Below are 15,907 nucleotides of genomic sequence, written 5' to 3' on the forward strand. Positions count from 1 at the left end.
CGACAACAACTACCTGTAATTCACGAACTGCAGGGGCAGCTCGTAGTCCAGCCCCTTGAGGAGCTGAATCACCTTTTGCAGATCGTCCTTGGACTTGGCTGAGACCCGGATCTGCTCGTCCTGGTATTGCGCCTGGACTTTCAGCTTGGCGGCCTTGATGGCCTCGATCAGCGCTTTGGATTTGTCTTTCGGAATCCCGGCGCGCACGACAACTTTTTGCCGCAGTGCTCCGCCCGAGGCGTTCTCCGGCTCTTTCACCTCGAAGGCCTTCAGGTCGATCCCTCGCTTGACCGCCTTGGACTGGACGATGTCCCACACGTTCTTGAGCTTGAGCGCGTCGTCGGCGAGCAGCGTGATCGTTCCGTTCGCTTCTTCGATCGACGCGATCGAGTTCTTGAAATCGAAGCGGCCCGCGATCTCTTTGCGGGCCTGGTTGAGGGCGTTGTCGAGCTCTTGCTCATCGACGCGCGAAACGACGTCGAACGAGGAGTCGGAGGGCATAGCGGGTGGGTCCTCGGGGTCTTACAGGGTGTAGCGCTGTTCGACGACGTCGCCCGATTTGCCGAGCGGCGGGAGCGTCCGTCCGTCGACCACGAGCCGAACCCCGCCGGCGTTGCCGATCCGAACGTCGGCGACGTGGCCGGTGAACGACTTGGCGGTTCCGGCCGGTAACGTTCCTTCGACGACGGTCGTCCCGTCGACCGTGACCCGCACCCAGGAGGGCTCGGTCACGTGCAGCGCCAGCTGGTGCTTGGGCGCCGGCGTCGGGCTGACGGTCGGCGCCGGGCTGGGACTGGCCGACGAGGCCGCGTCGGGCGCCGTCCCGGCCTGGGACCCGCTCGCCGTCCCCTGCGGTTGCGGCGCGGCCGTGGCCTGGGCGACGTCGCTCGGACCGTTCTGGGTGTACGAGAAATATTCGAAGGCGACGAACCCGACCAGCAGCAGCGCGACCAGAATCCCGCCGATCGCCCACGGCGAGAGCCCGCTGCGCTCGCGCTCGGCGGTGACGACCGGCGCCGTCGCCGGGCGCTCGCTGGGCGCCGTCTCGTTGAACTCGGCGACGGCTGCCTCGGCGTCGAGACCGAGGAAGCGCGCGTAGGTGCGGATGAAGCCGCGCACGTAGACCGGGGCCCCGATCGCGGGCCAGTCTTCCGTCTCGATGGCGTGCAGATAGACCGAACGGATGTGGATCTGTTCGGCGACGTCCGAGAGGCTGAGCCCGCGCGCTTCCCGCGCGCTTCGGAATCTCTCCCCGAGCGCAGGCATGACCGCACCTTTGCGGGCGCACCCCGTTCTCCTGGTCGCGTGTTACAGTCGTGGAGACGATGACGGAGCGCGTGCGCGTCGTCGCCGCGATGAGCGGCGGCGTCGATTCGGCGGTGGCGGCCGGCCTCTTGGTGGAGGCCGGCTTCGACGTGCTCGGCGTCACCATGAAGATGTACGCGCCGACGAAGCCCGCGCACGCGAAGTCGTGCTGCGGCGCCGACGACTTCGACGACGCCCGGCGCAGCGCGGCGGCGCTGGGGATTCCGCACTACGTGCTCGACTTCGAGGAAGCGTTCCGGCGCGGCGTCGTCGAGCGCTTCGCGCGCGACTACGCCGCCGGCCGCACGCCTAACCCGTGCGTCTCCTGCAACAACGAGGTCAAGCTGGGCACGCTGCGCGCCTACGCCGACCGGCTGGGCGCGCGCTACGTCGCCACCGGCCACTACGCGCGGCTCGAGCACGGCACCGACGGCCCCCACTTGTATCGCAGCGCGTCGGCCAAGGACCAGGCCTACGCGCTGGCGCAGCTGACGCCGGCCCAGCTGGGCAGCCTTCTCCTTCCGCTCGGCGAGGCGACCAAGGAACAGACGCGCGCGCATGCCGCCCGCCTCGGACTGCCGGTGGCCGAAAAGACCGAGTCGCAGGACATCTGCTTCGTCGAGGGCGGCGACTACCGCGACGTGCTGGCGCGATTGGCGCCGCAGACCGCGCGGCCGGGCGTCGTGGTCACCAGCGACGGCGCGGTGGTCGGCGCGCACGCCGGGATCGGCGGCTACACGGTCGGCCAGCGACGCGGCTTGCCGGCCGGCGAGGGGCCGCGTTACGTGACGCGCGTCGACGCCGCGACGAACACGATCGTCATCGGGCGTGAAGACGAGCTGGGCGTCGACGGTCTGATCGCCGACGAGCTCAACCTGATCCGCCCCGAACGTTTCGCCGGCGGCGCCGCCGACGTGCTGGCGATGACGCGGTATCGCGCTCGTCCGGCCGCGGCGCGCGCGACCGTCGCCGGCGACGGCACGCTGCGGCTCGCGTTCTTGGAACCGCAGCGCGCGGTCAGCCCGGGCCAGCTGGTCGCGCTGCTCGATCTCGGCGGCGACGAAGTGCTCGGCGCGGCGACGATCCGCTCCACCACCTGAGCCGCGTCGCAACAAAAAGAAAGAACCCCCGCCGGAGCGGGGGTTCTTCGTTACACCCGGTGGTGTTAGTGGATGGCGGGGAGGCTGCTGAGGTGCACCGCGTGGAGCCGTGCCGGCTTGCGGAGCTTCTGCACCGCACCCGTGTACGGGCCGGCCACGCCGTATTGGTAGTACACCGGCACGCCGATCGAGATGTCGGCTTGACCGTTGGCGCCCGTGATCGTCGGGGCTTGCTTCCCGTACTGCTGCGAAGCTTCGTAGAGCGGGAAGTCGAGCCCGATGACCTGGACGCTGTAGATGTCGCCCGGGGTCGCCGTGCCGCCGTTCGCGGTCGTATTGGCCGTCGCGGTGCAGAGCGTCGGTGACGCTTGCAGCGTGTGCGAGGTGCCGTAGTTGATGTTCGGCCCCAAGGTGTCGCCGAGCGCTCCCGTCGACCCTCCTTCGATCACGACCGTGTACGACACGTACGGCGCGATCGCGCCGCTGAGGCTCGGTCCGAGCGTCCCTTGGCAGTTCGCGTTCGAACTGGCGGTCGGGGTCGGGCCGACGTCGCTGATGTTGACGATGGCCTCGGTCACGCCGGCTGGCAGCGTATACGGGGTCGTCGTTCCGGCGACCACGACCTCGGTCGCGCCGCCGTTTCCGTCTTCGAGCAACGCCGCGGGCGGCATTGCCGGAAGCAGAGCGGAGGACGCGATGTTCGCGGTCCTCGTAAGCGTCGCGTACGAGGAAGAACCGCTCGAGCTCTGGCCGGTCGGAACGGTCAGGTTGAGCGTGTACGTCCCGACCGGTTGCGTGACGTTCTCGAAGACGGTCATGCCTTCGATCGCGCCGTTGACCGCACCGAGGTCCGTCGTACCGTCACGATCGCCCATGTCATTGGGCCCCGGATAGGCCGGCGGGCCTCCCCACTCGACCGACGGACCCGCGGCAAGCGTGCCGTCGTCGTAGAGCGGCAACGGGTACGGTGAGTAGCTGAACGCCGTCCCGTTGCTCTGCGAGTTCGCCGGCATGAGGCCCATGCCGAACACGCCGCCCGACTGCCCGAACGTGGTCGTATTCGGAAGGACCGTGCCGCCGTTCACCGTGCACGGCGTGGTGGAATCGCAGATCAGCGAGGTCGGACGAACGCTTTGCGGCGTTCCTTCGATCTCGCCGGTGCCGCTGGTCGACGACGCGAGAATCTCCGAGCCGCTCGGGCCGCTCGGAGTGGTCGCACCGGCGCTTGCGGCGTTCGGTGTCGGCGGGAAGGTCGGCGTGTAGCCGTTCGCCCCGAGGGTCGGGCACGTTCCACCAAACGCGGTGGTGAAGTCCGGTTGTCCCGCGGCGTTCCCAGGTCCGCCACCGGCGCAGCCTTGCAACGGTGCCGCCCCGGAGATCGAGAACGGGCCGGTGATCTGCGGCGTGCTCACCAGCACGGCGCTCAAGCCGTTGCTCTGGCGATACGTCGCGATGACCTGCAAGCCGCTCGCCTGACCGTAAATGTTCGCGGTTCCGACGGCGAATTGCAGCGTCCCGTAGTTCGGAGACACTGGATTCACGCTGTGCGTGGCCGGCGGCCCCTGCGCGCCCTGGCCGCAAGCGGCCAGGGCGAGCGCGGCGGCGCCGCTGAGGAACAGGAGATATGGATTTACTCTAGCGTTCATCCAGCTAGAACTTTCTCTGTACGTAGAAATTGAAGTTGATCCCGGCGTTGTACGGGAGCAGGAACGCGCCGTTCGGCCCGCCGTTGTAGTAGCCTTCGTCGCGCACGCCGGCCTCGTAGTACGAGTAGAACGGGCTCGCCGGATTGGAGTCCGTGATGTTCTGCCCCGTCTGCGGACCGGCCACGCCCGTCGCGACCGCCTGATACTTCGGGTTGTCGTACGGGATGCCGTAGTGATTGTTGGTGACGTTGGCGATGTAGACGCCGATCGTCGTGCGCTGATCCTGGCCCATGTTGTACTCGAGGTCGAGGTTCAGCGTGTCGGTCGGGTTCGAGAGCGCACCGCCCGGCAGCGGCGCACCGTTGTAGCCGCGCGTCGCGGCGATGTTCGGGTGCAGGTACGAGCCCGGATTCGACGGGTCGACGTACGAGAACGCGTTGTTCGCCTGGAACGGCAGGCCGTAGCCGCCGATCGGTCCAGCCGCGCCGAAATTGGTCGACGGAATTTCGGTGACGAAGCCGTTGACCGAGGAGAAGGTCTCGTTGCCGACGCCGATCGGGTAGCCGGTGCTGGCCATGAAGATCGGGGTGATCTTGAAGCCCTTGCGGGTCTTGTACGAGACGGCCGTGTCGACGTTGAACGGCGGCAGCGTGTTGGTGCGGTACACCTGGCTGGTGCCGGTCAAGAGCAACGAGGGGACGAGGCCCGGCAGCGAGTCGGACGCGTATTGCGCGTTCTGACCGCAGCAGGCCGGGGGAACGGTGGTGAACTCGCTCAGGTAGTTCGCGGTCAGGTAGCCGCCCCAGCCGTACGGCCGGTCCGGCGCCGTGATGTTGAACTCCATGCCGAACGCCTTCTCGATGCCGTCCGGACGGACGTTGAAGACGGAGCCCGAGACGATACCGGTCGCCGGGTCCGGGGGACCCGTCGAGAGCAGCACGTCCTCGTAGACGTTGAAGCCGCGGCGCCACCACCCGGTGAGCTTGGTGCCCCAGCCCGTCAGGAAGCCCTTCGTGAACTGGTGGCTGTACTCGACGTCGTAGTTGCTGAACGTTTCTTGCGCGGTGCCGCCGTAGTCCGGCGCGTCGCCGAGCTGATCCCACGCCCAGAACAACTGCTGCGCGTAGTTCGCGCAGGGGAAGAAGTAGCCCGCATACGGGGCCGAGGTCGCGATGCCGGGGTTCAGCTTCGCGCCGGGCACGTTGGGCGTGTTGTTGAAGCCGGATCCGCAGGTCGGACTCGTCGTCTGGTCACCCAGCGGCGCGAGCTGATTGAGGATCGGATTCACGTCCGAGATGTTGAACGGCGTACCGCCGGTCTGACCGTACGCGAACTCGACCGAACGGCCGTACGAGGCGCGCAGCGCGTCGTTCGGCGTGAGGTCGTACACCGCGGCGAAACGCGGCTGGATGATGTGCGGCTGCAGGAAGCCCGCGCCGAGCTGCGGCGTGCCCAGGTCGGACGGGTTGTAATCGGCTTCCGCACCGGCGTAGGGGTTGGCGCCCCACTTGTAGTTCGCGATGTCCTCGCGCAGACCGTAGTCGAGCTTCAGCTTCGGCGTGACGGTCCACTGGTCGCGGATGCCGATGCCGTAGTTCTGGAAGTCCGACCCGTGGTAGTCGATGCCGAACAGCGGGATCTGCACCGGAACGCCACCGTCGTGGTCGTAGATGTAGCAGCCGCCCGCGGTCGGGCAGACGCCGCCCACCGGAACCTGGAAGTCGGCGTACGACGGCATTCCGCCCACGCCGTAGATCGCGTCCTGGTCCAGGTACAGCAGCAACGCGCTGTAGGTCGGCTCTTCGGCCGTCCAGCGCGGGTGGTCGTTCTCCAAACGCGTCGCCAGCGTCACCAGGTGATTGGTTCCGAACTGGTGGCTGAGGTTGAGGTCGAAGCCCGCGCGCGAGCCGCCGATGTCCTCATAGAGCGGCGTGTCCGCGAACGCGCCGGTATCTGCCTGGTTGGTGATCTGGTCCTGTGCCCAGTTGAACCAGTCCGCCGTCAGGAACGTCGTCGAGTTCAACGCGTTCGTGTAGCCCAGCTTGAAGAAGTGGGTGTTCGAGGACTGGTAGATCGTCGGGCTGGCCGGCGTGGTCGCCTGCGAGCCGTAGGGCAGCGGGGCGAACAGGCTCGAGTCGAACCCGAACTGGGTGAAGTTCGCCTCTTGAATCGGGTTCGCGTTGTAGTACGGCACCAGCGCGCCGTAATCGCCGTAAACGTCCTCGACGGTGTCGCGGTACAGGATCTGCACCGACTGATTCTGATTCTTGCCGAAGCGGACGATCAGGTTGTCGAGGAAGTCGCTGTGGTTGATCGCGCTCGGGCCGCCGTACTCGCCGAGCGAGGCCGCGGACGCGCCGAACGGCGCATAGAGCGGAGCGTAGTCGTCCATGTCGATCGCGAGATAGTTCGAGATCGAGCCGTTACGCGTCGCGATACCGTAGTCGAGGTCGTACTGACCGTTGCGGTACGGATTGCCGAACGTGTAGCTGGCGATGCCGCCGGCCGGATAGGTGCCGCGCGGCGGGATGATGTTGATCACGCCGGCACCGATGTTGCCCTGCGTGGCGTCACCCGCGCCGGAGATGACCTGCACCGAACCACCGGTGCCCGAAGCGAAGCCGTTCAGGTAACCGCCGGTGCGGAACAGACCGGCGCCGCCGTTCGCGTCGAAGAACGGCGCGGTGTAGTTCACGCCGTCGAGCTGGTAGCCGATTTCCGTGCCTTGCGAGCCGCGGATCGCGATGCTGCCGCTGCTGTCCTCTTGGACACCCGGCGCGGCGAGCAGCAGCTGCCGCTCGTCGGTGTTCGTCGCGGTGCCGAGGGCCTGCGCGATGCGCTGTCCGCTCAGCGTCGTCTGGTCGATCGTCTGCGACGGCTGGAAGGCCGAGTTCGGCGAGTGGACCGAGACGCGGCCGATGACGCGCCGGCTCATCGTGATCGTGTTGAGGTTCTGGTTCTGGTCGCCCAGAATGGTAACACCGGTGACCGTCTGCGTCTGATATCCGACGCGTTCGATCGATACGGTGTAGGTGTCAGCCGGAAGACCCAGCAGCGAGAAGAAGCCTTTCGCGTCGGTCCTTGCATGATAGGACCCCGACGGAGAAGCCGCCGTCACTGTGGCATCCGTAACTGGTTCGTGCTGATCGTTCACGACGATGCCGGTCAAGGTACCGGTTTGGCCACCGACTGCGAGAGCCGGTGCGCGCATCGAAAGGAACGAGCCAAGCACAAAGGTGGCGACGATCAGCGCAGACGCGAGTCTGCGCAGCGTCGCCTGAGCTTTGCTCATAGACGCCTCCGAGAAAGTGACAAAATCCCCTGAGGCCCACGAGACGCGGCCCCCAGATTGCGGGCGTCGTTAGCAGCACTGATTAAGGTTTCCTTTGGTACCTTAATCGAAAACAGAACTCCTAATTTAGCAAGAGTCTGATGCGCGTTGACGCTTATAAATATAATTCGAAACGCGCACCGAATTTCGTAAGACGCGGTTCCGTTTACTAAATCCGTAAGTCTTGGAGGAAGCTGGGTTACGCGGTCGCGAGCGCGACGTCGTCGCGCAGATTCCAATACGTGTCGCGCACGACCGGAACGAAGCCGGCACCGCGGATCGTCTGCTCGAGCTGCGCCCGCGTCGCCTCGTTACCGCCGCCCGCGTCGTGCACGACTTGCTCTTCGAGGATCGTGCCGCCCATGTCGTCGCAGCCGTAGAACAACGCGAGCTGACCGAGCTTGAGCCCAGGAGTAAGCCAAGACGCCTGCAGGTGCGGCACGTTGTCGAGGAACAGCCGCGAGACGGCCAGCACGCGCAGATACTCGACGCCGCTGGCCTCGCGCCCGCGCAGCGGCGTCTTGAACGGCACGTAGTACCACGGGATGAACGCGGTGAAGCCGCCCGTCTCGTCCTGCAGGTCGCGGATGACGCGCAGGTGCTCGATCCGTTCTTCGTCGGTTTCGATCGAGCCGAACATCATGGTCGCCGTGGTGGGCATGCCGAGCAGCTGCGCCTCGCGCATGACGCCGATCCAGTCCTGCGGCTTGATCTTGCGCGCGGAGATCCGCTTGCGCACGCGTTCGACCAAGATCTCGGCGCCGGCGCCCGGCAGCGACTTCATTCCGGCCGCCTTGAGCCGCGTGAGGATCTCGCACGGCGAGCTGTTCTCGATCTGCGCCAAGCCCGCGATCTCGGAAACGGAAAGCGAGTGGATGTCCACGCGCGGATACTCGGCCGCGACGCGCCGGAAGAGCTGCTCGAACCACGCCAGACCCAGCTCCGGATTGACGCCGCCCTGGATCATGATCTGCGTGGCGCCTTGGTCGGCCGCCGAGCGGACGTGCTCGAGCACGACGTCGTGCGACATCGTGTAGCCCTGCGCGTGGTGCTCGGGCCGGAAGAAGGCGCAGAACGTGCAGTGCACGTTGCAGACGTTGGTGTAGTTGATGGTCGTGTCGATGACGTAGGTGACGTCCTGCGTCGGGTAGAGGGCCATCCGGCGCGCGTGCGCCGCCGCGCCCAGCGCGTGCAGCGACGCCTCTTTGTAGAGGCGCACGCCCTCGGCTTCGGTCAGCCGGCCGCCCGTGGCGGCGCGATCGAGCAGATCAGCCAGCGACACGAAGCGCCTCCTCCGGCGGGAGCAGCTCGGCGAAGTGCTCGAGCCCGCGGCGGGCCCGATCGCCGAGCGTGTACGAGAGGCAGGTGAAGTAGTCGTCGTAGAGCTCGCGCGAGAAGGGACGCTGCACGAAGGCGGCATCGATGACCGTCTCGCGGTTGACGGCACCCCACGCGCGCGCCTCCGTCAGCGCCGCCCTCAAGGCCTCGACGTCGTCCGGGCGGCTCGCGAGCAGGTCGCGGCGCACGCACCACAGACCGAAGACGAACGGCAGACCGGTCCAGCCGCGCCATGCCTCGCCGAGATCGAAGACCTGTTCGGGCGGCAGCTCCGCGCGCGCGCTCAGCGCGTCGTCGCCGATCAGCAGCGTCGGACGGTGCGCGCGCGCCTGCGCGAGCGCGTCGTCGACGACGTCGTAGCTCGGCTGCGCGTGCGGATAGCGGCGCAGAATCGTCTCGAGCAGCGCGCGTCCCGAGGCGGAGTCGCGCGTCACCGCGATCGAGATTTCGCCGACCGCTTCAGGAGCGACCGGCGAGGCGAAAACGACCGAACGCACCGGCCCGTCGGCCGCGATGCACAGGTCGCCCAGCGGCACGAAGCGGTCGCGGTGGCGCAAATAGTGCGCCGCGCTGATCGCGGCGACGTCGATCTCGCCGGCGGCCAACGCCGCATTGAGCGCGGTCGGCACGCCGCGCACGACCTCGACCGCGCGCGTCACCGCGCCCCGATCGAAGGCCGTCTCGACGGGCGCGACGTTGACGTACGGGATGCGCCCGTAGCGGAGCGGGTTCACGCCAGCACCGGTTCCGCGGCGACCGGCATCTCGTCGTCGGGCTTCCAGTCGTGCGGGAAGGTCTGGTAGGTCGAGTTGCGCCGCACCGGGACGTAGCCGACCTCTTCGATCAAGCGGCGGAACTCGCGATCGTCGACGTACTGTCCGGAGCGGGTGCCCGCGCTGTGGTAGATGCGCTCCTCGTCGGTCGACCCGTGGGTGCCGTCCATGTCGTCGGCGCCGAAGCCGAGCGCGAGCTGACAGACCTTCAGCCCTTGGATCATCCAATAGGCCTTGATGTGGTCGAAGTTGTCGAGCATCAAGCGCGCGACCGCGAACGTGCGGATGTCGTCCAGCCCGGAGGTCCAGCCGTGGCTCGACATCGCGTTGCCGTCGGGATGGAACGCGAGCGGGATGAAGGCGTTGTACCCCGGCGAGCGGCGCTGCGACTCGCGCAGCAGGATCAGGTGCTCGAGCCGCTCCTCGAGCGTCTCGATCGTACCGTAGAGCATCGTCGCGTTCGAGGCGACGCCGTGCCGGTGCAGCGTCTCGTGAATCTCGAGCCAGTGCGCGGTGTCGACCTTGTTGGGGCAGACTTCGGCGCGAAAGCGATCGGCGAAGATCTCGGCGCCGCCGCCGTTGACGTTGTCCAGCCCCGCCTCGCGCAGCGTGCGGCAGATCTCGTCGTACGAGAGCCGATGGCGGCGCGCCATGTAGTCGATCTCGGCCGCGGTGAACAGCGAGAGCTGCACGTGCGGCAGCATCTCCTTGAAGCGGCGCATCAGCGGCAGCCAATAATCGAGCGAGAGCTGACGGGGATCGTGGCCGCCCACGATGTGGAGCTGGTTGAAGTTGGTGCCCGTCTCGAGCGCCTTGGCGACGACCTCGTCGGCCGACATGCGAACCTTCTCGGCGTCGCGCTCGCCCTTGGCGAACGAGCAGAACTGACAGTTCGCGTAGCAGACGTTGGTCGAGTTGATGTAGCGGTTGAGGACGTAGTAGACGCGGTCGCCGCTCTTGCGCTCCTTTGCCGCCTTGGCAAGGCGGCCGAGCGTATGGATGTCCGGCGTGCGGTACAGCGCGAGGCCGTCCTCGAGCGAGAGCGAGTCGCCGGCGTCGAGCTTCTGCTCGATCGCGCGGAGCGCAGGGTCGGCCGTCGTCACGTGGGGTCGCATCCTCCTACAGAACTCCCCGCCAGCCTACGGGGATGGGGTCGGTCGAACAAGGACGTTCGTCGGCGGCTTCTCCGTTTGCAAAAAGACTTCCGGCGGGCAGCGGGAGGGCAGCCCTTCCGCGCCTCCCGAATCGGGCCGGATGGCGAAACGGACGGGGAAGTGCCCACGCTGCGGTCACTCCTACGCCTTCCATACCTATGCGGACGGCGAGCTGGTGTGCAGCCAGTGCGTCGACAACGATCCGATGGCGCCGTGCGCGCCGCAGCCCTGAACGCGCGTCGAGGGGGGCTAGGGACTCAGCGGCTTCGCGATCTCGCCCAGCACGTCGGGCGCGCCGGCGACTCGCTCGAAGTGCGGGTAGCGCGGACCGCCGCCGTAGTTCAGCGAGACGGTTCGGTAGACGTTCCCGGCTTCGAGCAGCAGGACGATCGGCGTGCCGTTCTTCGCTTCGCGCAGGGCGGCGTCGCACTGCTCCTGGCCCTTGAACGCGCGGCCGTCGATCGCGACGACCTTCTCGCCCGGCCCGACGGTCGCGTCGTAGGCGACCGAGCCGGGGATGACGTCGGTGACCGTTCCCGCCGCGTTGAGTGAGAGTCCCAGCGAGTAGCGCAGGTCGACGATGTGGCGCACGCCGTTGACGAGCTTCTCGAACTCGTTGGGCTTGTCGGTCCACACCAGCCGGTAACCGCTGCCGGTCACGAAGTCGGGCGGATGCGGCGCGATCTCGTCGACGCGCTGGTGGAAGAACGTCGCCCAGTCGTATGGCGCGACCGTGTTCATCGCGGCGATCAGATCGGCGCGCGTGTACGGCAGGACCATCGGCCCCGTGTCGTGACCGTTGCCGAAGAACAGCTGGGCCACGTCGTCGAGCGACTTGCGATTGCCGGTCAGCTTCTTGATCAGCACGTCGGCCTCGAGCCACATCAGCGCGCCCTCGCCGTAATAATCGACGCTGCGGCGCTCGTTCATCCACGCCCCGCGGGTCCCGTAGAGGAACGACGAGGAGGTCGCGGTGTCGACCAGCGGACGCCAATCGCGGCCGCGCTCCGCGTCATAGCCGGCGTAGTCCAGCGCGAGCGAGTCGATCCACTGCTGTGCGGTCGAGAAGCCGGCGCGCTCGGCCTGCAGGTTGCCGTAGAACTGCGTCATGCCTTCGTAGACCCAGAGCAGGTCGTCGATCATCGGCGCGTTCAGGTTGGGCGTCGCCAAATCCGCCGGGCGGCGATACTTGCCGTCCCACGAGTGATTGAACTCGTGCGTGAGCAGCGCGCCGCCGGCGGCCAAGTTGCCCTCGTTGGTCAGGTACGAACCGCCCGACCCGTCGTCGCTGGACTGATGGTGCTCGACGCCCTGGCCGCGCATCACGTCGCTGACCGTCAGCAGGAACGTGTAGTGGTTGAAGTGCCGGTACCGGTAGAGCGCGCGCATCTGCGTGGTGATGTTGCGCAGGTGCGCGATCGTCTTGTCGCTGGCGTCGAGCTCGTCGGGTGTGTCGGCGAAGGCCGCCAGCGTCACCGGGGCGCCGTTGAAGTCGCCGAGCGCGAAGACGCGTTCGTTGAGCCCGGCGTCGAGCGGCGAGTCGACCAGCATCTCTTGTGAGACCGGCGCGAAGGCGACGTCGGCACCGCTGTGCGAGCGCTCGTCGAGCGCGGTCGCGTATTTCCAATCGGCACCCGGCAGCGTCACCGACGGCGCGATGATCTGCGTGGAATAGTCCTGAACGGCCGGCGTGAGGATGACCTTGTTCCAAGTCAGCGTGAAGATGTTCGGCGTCGCCAAACGGCTCGCGCTGTTGAGCTCGCCCTGCGCGCCCAGGTACTCGTACGAGACGTCGAGCTCCCTCGTCGACGCCGGCACGGTCAGGTGGAACGCGTACAGGTCGACCAGATCGCGCGTCCACGGAACGCGCGGACCGGTCGGGCCGCCGGCCCGGATGACGACGCCGGCCAGGTTCTGGATCTCGCCGTTGGGCGCGTGCTCGCCGGGAATCCACTTGGGGTACCACAGCGTCAGCGCGCCCGGCGCGACCGGGATCGTCTCGTGAACGAACAGGATCCCTTGCACGACGCGACTCGCGTCGACGTGCAGCCGGATCGGAGGGACCGGCGATTGCGCCGAGACGGTCGGCATCGGCAGCGTCGCGGTCAGCGCCGCCGCCATGGCGGCGGCGAGCAACGAGCGGGTCATGCGGCGTCCTTTCATCGCGCCACCGCCGGGTACGAGGCGGCGATCGCGCTCAGCTCGTCGGGCGTGCCCGGGAGCCGCTCCAGATGCGGATAGCGCGGGCCGCCGGTATACGGCACCGCGACCGTGCGGAACGTCTCGCCCCCGCTGATCAGCACGCGCAGGGGCGGTCCGCTGCGATGCGCCTTGAGCGCGTCGTCGAGCTGCGAGGCGCCGTCGGTCAGCGCGCGGTCGTCGAGTGCGACGATCTTGTCGCCGGGTCCGATCCCGGCCTGATACGCGGGCGAGCCCGGCACGACGTCGACGACCGTACCGTCGGTGCGCAGCATCAGCCCGAGCGAGTAGCGCGCGTCGATTCCCTTGCGCACCGTCGCTTGGATCTTCTCCATTCCGGAGGGCGTGTCGGTGTAGACGAGCTTGTAGCCGCCGGTCGTGATCGGATCCGGCGGGTGCGCGGTGATCTCGTCGACGTTGCGGTGGAAGAACCCGGCCCAGTCGTAGGGCTGCACCGCGTTCATCGCGCGCACGAGGTCGGCACGGTCGTAGGTGACGACCTGCGGGCCGGTGTCGTGGCCGTTGCCGAAGAAGCGGCGGGCGACGTCGTCGAGCGACTTGTGGCCGCCCGACATGCGGCGGATCATGACGTCGGCTTCGAGCCACATCAGCGCGCCTTCCGGGTAGTAATCGACGCTGCGCCGCTCCGACTCCCACTGGTCGGGCGCGGAGTAGAGGACCGAGGCGGCTGTCGCAGTGTCGAGCAGCGGACGCCAGTCGCGCCCAGGCGTCGTGTCGAGGAAGGCGTAGGTTCCGGCCAGGTTGTCGAGCCACTGCTGCTTGGTCCACAGACCGCTGCGCTCGGCTTGCAGCTCGCCGTAGAACTGCGTCATCCCCTCGTAGACCCACAGCAGATCGTCGATCTCGGGGTCTTGCAGGTTCCGCTTGGCCAGATCGTACGGCCGGCGATACTTGCCGTCCCACGAGTGGTTCCACTCGTGGCACAGCAGGTCACCGTCGCTGACCAGTTGCGCCTCGTCGGTGAGAAACCCGCCGCCGCTGCCGTCGTCGCTGGACTGATGGTGCTCGACGCCTTCGCCGGGCATCACGTCGCTGACGGTGAGCAGAAACGTGTAGTGGTTGAAGTGCCGGTACCGGTAGACGCCGTGCATCTGCGCGACCAGCTTGCGGAACTTCGCGATCGTCTTGTCGCTCGCGTCGAGTTGTTGCGGCGTGTCCGCGAAGGCGGCCAAGTCGACCGGTGCGCCGTTGAAGGTCCCCAAGTGCCAGGTGCGGGCGTTGATGCCGGCGTCGAGCGGCGAGTCGATCAGCATCTCCTGGGTCACCGGCTTGAAGGTGACGTCGGCGCCGACGTGCGAGACCGTTTCGAGCGCGGTCGCGTACTTCCAGAGCGCGCCGGGCAGCGTGATCGACGGCGCGATGGTCTGGTCCGCGTAGTCCTCGACCTTGGGCGTGAGGATGACCTTGTTCCAGGTCAGCGAGAGCAGATTCGGCGTCGAGGTGCGTGCGCTCGAGTAATTCCCGCTGTTCGCCGCCAGGTAGAGGAAGTCGACGCTCAACGAGGTCGTCCCGCTCGGCACGTCGAGGTGGAAGGCGTAGAGATCGACCGGGTCGCGAGTCCACGCAAGGGTTTGCGTTCCGGCGTGGATCTGGATGCCGGCCAGGTTCGGAATCGGGCCGCTGGGCGAGTGCTCGCCGGGAATCCAGCGCGGATACATCAGCGTGAGCGCTCCCGGACTGACCGGGATCGTCTCGTGCATCGCAAGCAGGCCTTGCACGGCGCGCGAGGCGTCGACGTGCAGGGTGATGGGCGGCGTTCCCTGCGCTCGCGTCGGCGCCGCGGAGAACCCGAATCCCACAACGACAAATGAAAGCGCGGCAGCGAGCGCGGCCGCGCGAGGCGGGATCGACATGGGCGCGCCTTCGCGGCACGCCCCGCCTCTCCTACTGTTTCTTACCGAGTCCCTCGCCGATTCGGCGTCAGAGCGTCGCCCAGACGTCGAGCTTGGTCTTCACCTTGGCGATCACGGCGTCGGTGAACTCGGTCGTCGAAGCGTGCCCGTTGAGGTCGCTGGTCGCGATGCCGCCGCGCACGGTCTCCAGCACCGACTCGTAGATCGCGCGCGAGGCGGTGGTCGCGCGGCGGTCGTCGATGAAGCCCAGCAACGCGGCCGCGGCCAAAATCATCGCCATGGGGTTGGCGACGTTCTTTCCGTACAGTCGCGGCGCCGTTCCGTGCGGCGCCTCGGTCATGACGACGTCCGGTTTGCCCTCGGCCGTGAACGACATCAGCGTCGACTCGGCGCCGGCGATCGAGCCGAACAGCTGCATGACCAGGTCGGAGAGGCAGTCGCCGTCGCGGTTGAGCGAGGGGATGACCAGCGGCGTGTCACCGGCCGACGAGATCAGCAGCGCGTAGGTCGCGTCGATCAGCTGCGGATCGTAGGCGACGTCCGGATAGCGGGTGGCCGCGGCGTCCATCTCCTCCTTCAGCATCCCTTCGTAGACGGGGCTGACGGTGTACTTGGGGCCGCCGAAGACCTTCGCTCCCGTGCGCCGCGCGTGAAAGAACGAATATTCGGCGACGACGCGGCAAATCGAGCGTTCGATGCGCTCGGTCCGGTAGGCGATCTCGTCGCCGTTCTCGGTCTCGCGCCACTCCTTGGCGCCGTACGCGTCGCCGACGGCCATGCGCACGACCGAGATCGGCGCGTGGATGCCCGCCACCGGTCGGACCCCGGGGATGCGCCGTCCGGTGCGCACGATCACCTTGCCGTCGATCTCGCGGCGCAAGATCGCGTTGGGCGACCCGACGTCACCTTTCGTCTCGGGCGTGATCGTCGCGGCCTTGAGCCCCAGCTTGGTGCGCCGCATCGCCGCGGCCGCGTCGTGCACGATTTGATTTTTCGTCTCACGGCGCTTCTCGAGCGAGAGGTCGAAGAACTCGAAGTCCAGGTCGAAGCCAACCACCTCCGGGGCGAGGACGCGCAGTGCTTCGTCGAGCAGCTCTTGGCCGGTTTGGTCGCCTCCGAGGACGACGATGGTGGGCTTGGACACGACCGGCGGCGTTCGCGCCGGCTGCTGGCGACTCCGCCCCGTG

Annotated in this window: 12 protein-coding genes; 2 read left to right on the top strand and 10 right to left on the bottom strand. The window is 67.4% G+C overall.

Features of this window, described 5'->3' with window-relative positions:
- Positions 1-9: 9 nt before the first annotated feature.
- Together VMD91_18170 and VMD91_18175 are read right to left on the bottom strand one after the other, a co-directional pair.
- A complete protein-coding gene (locus tag VMD91_18170) occupies positions 10-501 on the bottom strand; it encodes a YajQ family cyclic di-GMP-binding protein (protein HTW86002.1) in 492 nt (163 codons plus the stop codon).
- 21 nt (positions 502-522) lie between these two features.
- Complete coding sequence (locus VMD91_18175; protein HTW86003.1) at positions 523-1,266, bottom strand: RodZ domain-containing protein; 744 nt, start codon at positions 1,264-1,266, stop codon at positions 523-525.
- 59 nt (positions 1,267-1,325) lie between these two features.
- On the opposite strand from VMD91_18175, the gene mnmA reads away from it, so the two are divergent.
- The gene (gene mnmA, locus VMD91_18180) at positions 1,326-2,405 is read left to right on the top strand and encodes a tRNA 2-thiouridine(34) synthase MnmA (protein ID HTW86004.1); all 1,080 of its coding nucleotides are present in this window, start codon (positions 1,326-1,328) and stop codon (positions 2,403-2,405) included.
- 65 nt (positions 2,406-2,470) lie between these two features.
- Here the strand turns inward: mnmA and VMD91_18185 are convergent, their stop codons facing one another.
- The 5 genes from VMD91_18185 to VMD91_18205 all read right to left on the bottom strand — a co-directional run bounded on the left by VMD91_18185 (position 2,471) and on the right by VMD91_18205 (position 10,596).
- On the bottom strand, positions 2,471-4,051 hold the full coding sequence (locus tag VMD91_18185; GenBank protein ID HTW86005.1) for a hypothetical protein: 1,581 nt from the start codon (positions 4,049-4,051) through the stop codon (positions 2,471-2,473).
- A 4-nt stretch (positions 4,052-4,055) separates the two neighbouring features.
- Positions 4,056-7,343 (bottom strand): TonB-dependent receptor, encoded by a 3,288-nt coding sequence (locus VMD91_18190; GenBank protein HTW86006.1) that lies wholly within the window; start codon positions 7,341-7,343, stop codon positions 4,056-4,058.
- A 238-nt stretch (positions 7,344-7,581) separates the two neighbouring features.
- Positions 7,582-8,664 carry a cyclic dehypoxanthinyl futalosine synthase gene (gene mqnC, locus VMD91_18195; protein HTW86007.1) on the bottom strand — a complete coding sequence of 361 codons (1,083 nt, stop codon included), beginning with the start codon at positions 8,662-8,664 and terminating at the stop codon, positions 7,582-7,584.
- Positions 8,651-9,454 (bottom strand): menaquinone biosynthesis protein, encoded by an 804-nt coding sequence (locus tag VMD91_18200; GenBank protein HTW86008.1) that lies wholly within the window; start codon positions 9,452-9,454, stop codon positions 8,651-8,653. The genes mqnC and VMD91_18200 overlap by 14 nt, the downstream gene beginning before the upstream one ends.
- Positions 9,451-10,596 carry a CofH family radical SAM protein gene (locus tag VMD91_18205; GenBank protein ID HTW86009.1) on the bottom strand — a complete coding sequence of 382 codons (1,146 nt, stop codon included), beginning with the start codon at positions 10,594-10,596 and terminating at the stop codon, positions 9,451-9,453. Before VMD91_18205 ends, VMD91_18200 begins: the two co-directional genes overlap by 4 nt.
- A gap of 151 nt (positions 10,597-10,747) precedes the next feature.
- On the opposite strand from VMD91_18205, the gene VMD91_18210 reads away from it, so the two are divergent.
- On the top strand, positions 10,748-10,879 hold the full coding sequence (locus VMD91_18210) for a hypothetical protein (protein ID HTW86010.1): 132 nt from the start codon (positions 10,748-10,750) through the stop codon (positions 10,877-10,879).
- A gap of 17 nt (positions 10,880-10,896) precedes the next feature.
- Here the strand turns inward: VMD91_18210 and VMD91_18215 are convergent, their stop codons facing one another.
- The 3 genes from VMD91_18215 to VMD91_18225 form a co-directional block, all read right to left on the bottom strand.
- On the bottom strand, positions 10,897-12,795 hold the full coding sequence (locus VMD91_18215; protein ID HTW86011.1) for a hypothetical protein: 1,899 nt from the start codon (positions 12,793-12,795) through the stop codon (positions 10,897-10,899).
- Positions 12,796-12,806: 11 nt separating this feature from the next.
- Positions 12,807-14,720, bottom strand: coding sequence for a PDZ domain-containing protein (locus tag VMD91_18220; protein ID HTW86012.1), 1,914 nt, complete (start codon positions 14,718-14,720; stop codon positions 12,807-12,809).
- 67 nt (positions 14,721-14,787) lie between these two features.
- On the bottom strand, positions 14,788-15,864 hold the full coding sequence (locus tag VMD91_18225; GenBank protein HTW86013.1) for an isocitrate/isopropylmalate family dehydrogenase: 1,077 nt from the start codon (positions 15,862-15,864) through the stop codon (positions 14,788-14,790).
- Positions 15,865-15,907 lie beyond the last annotated feature (43 nt).

The organism is Candidatus Sulfotelmatobacter sp., from assembly GCA_035504415.1.
In the GTDB taxonomy this organism is placed as follows: domain Bacteria; phylum Vulcanimicrobiota; class Vulcanimicrobiia; order Vulcanimicrobiales; family Vulcanimicrobiaceae; genus Vulcanimicrobium.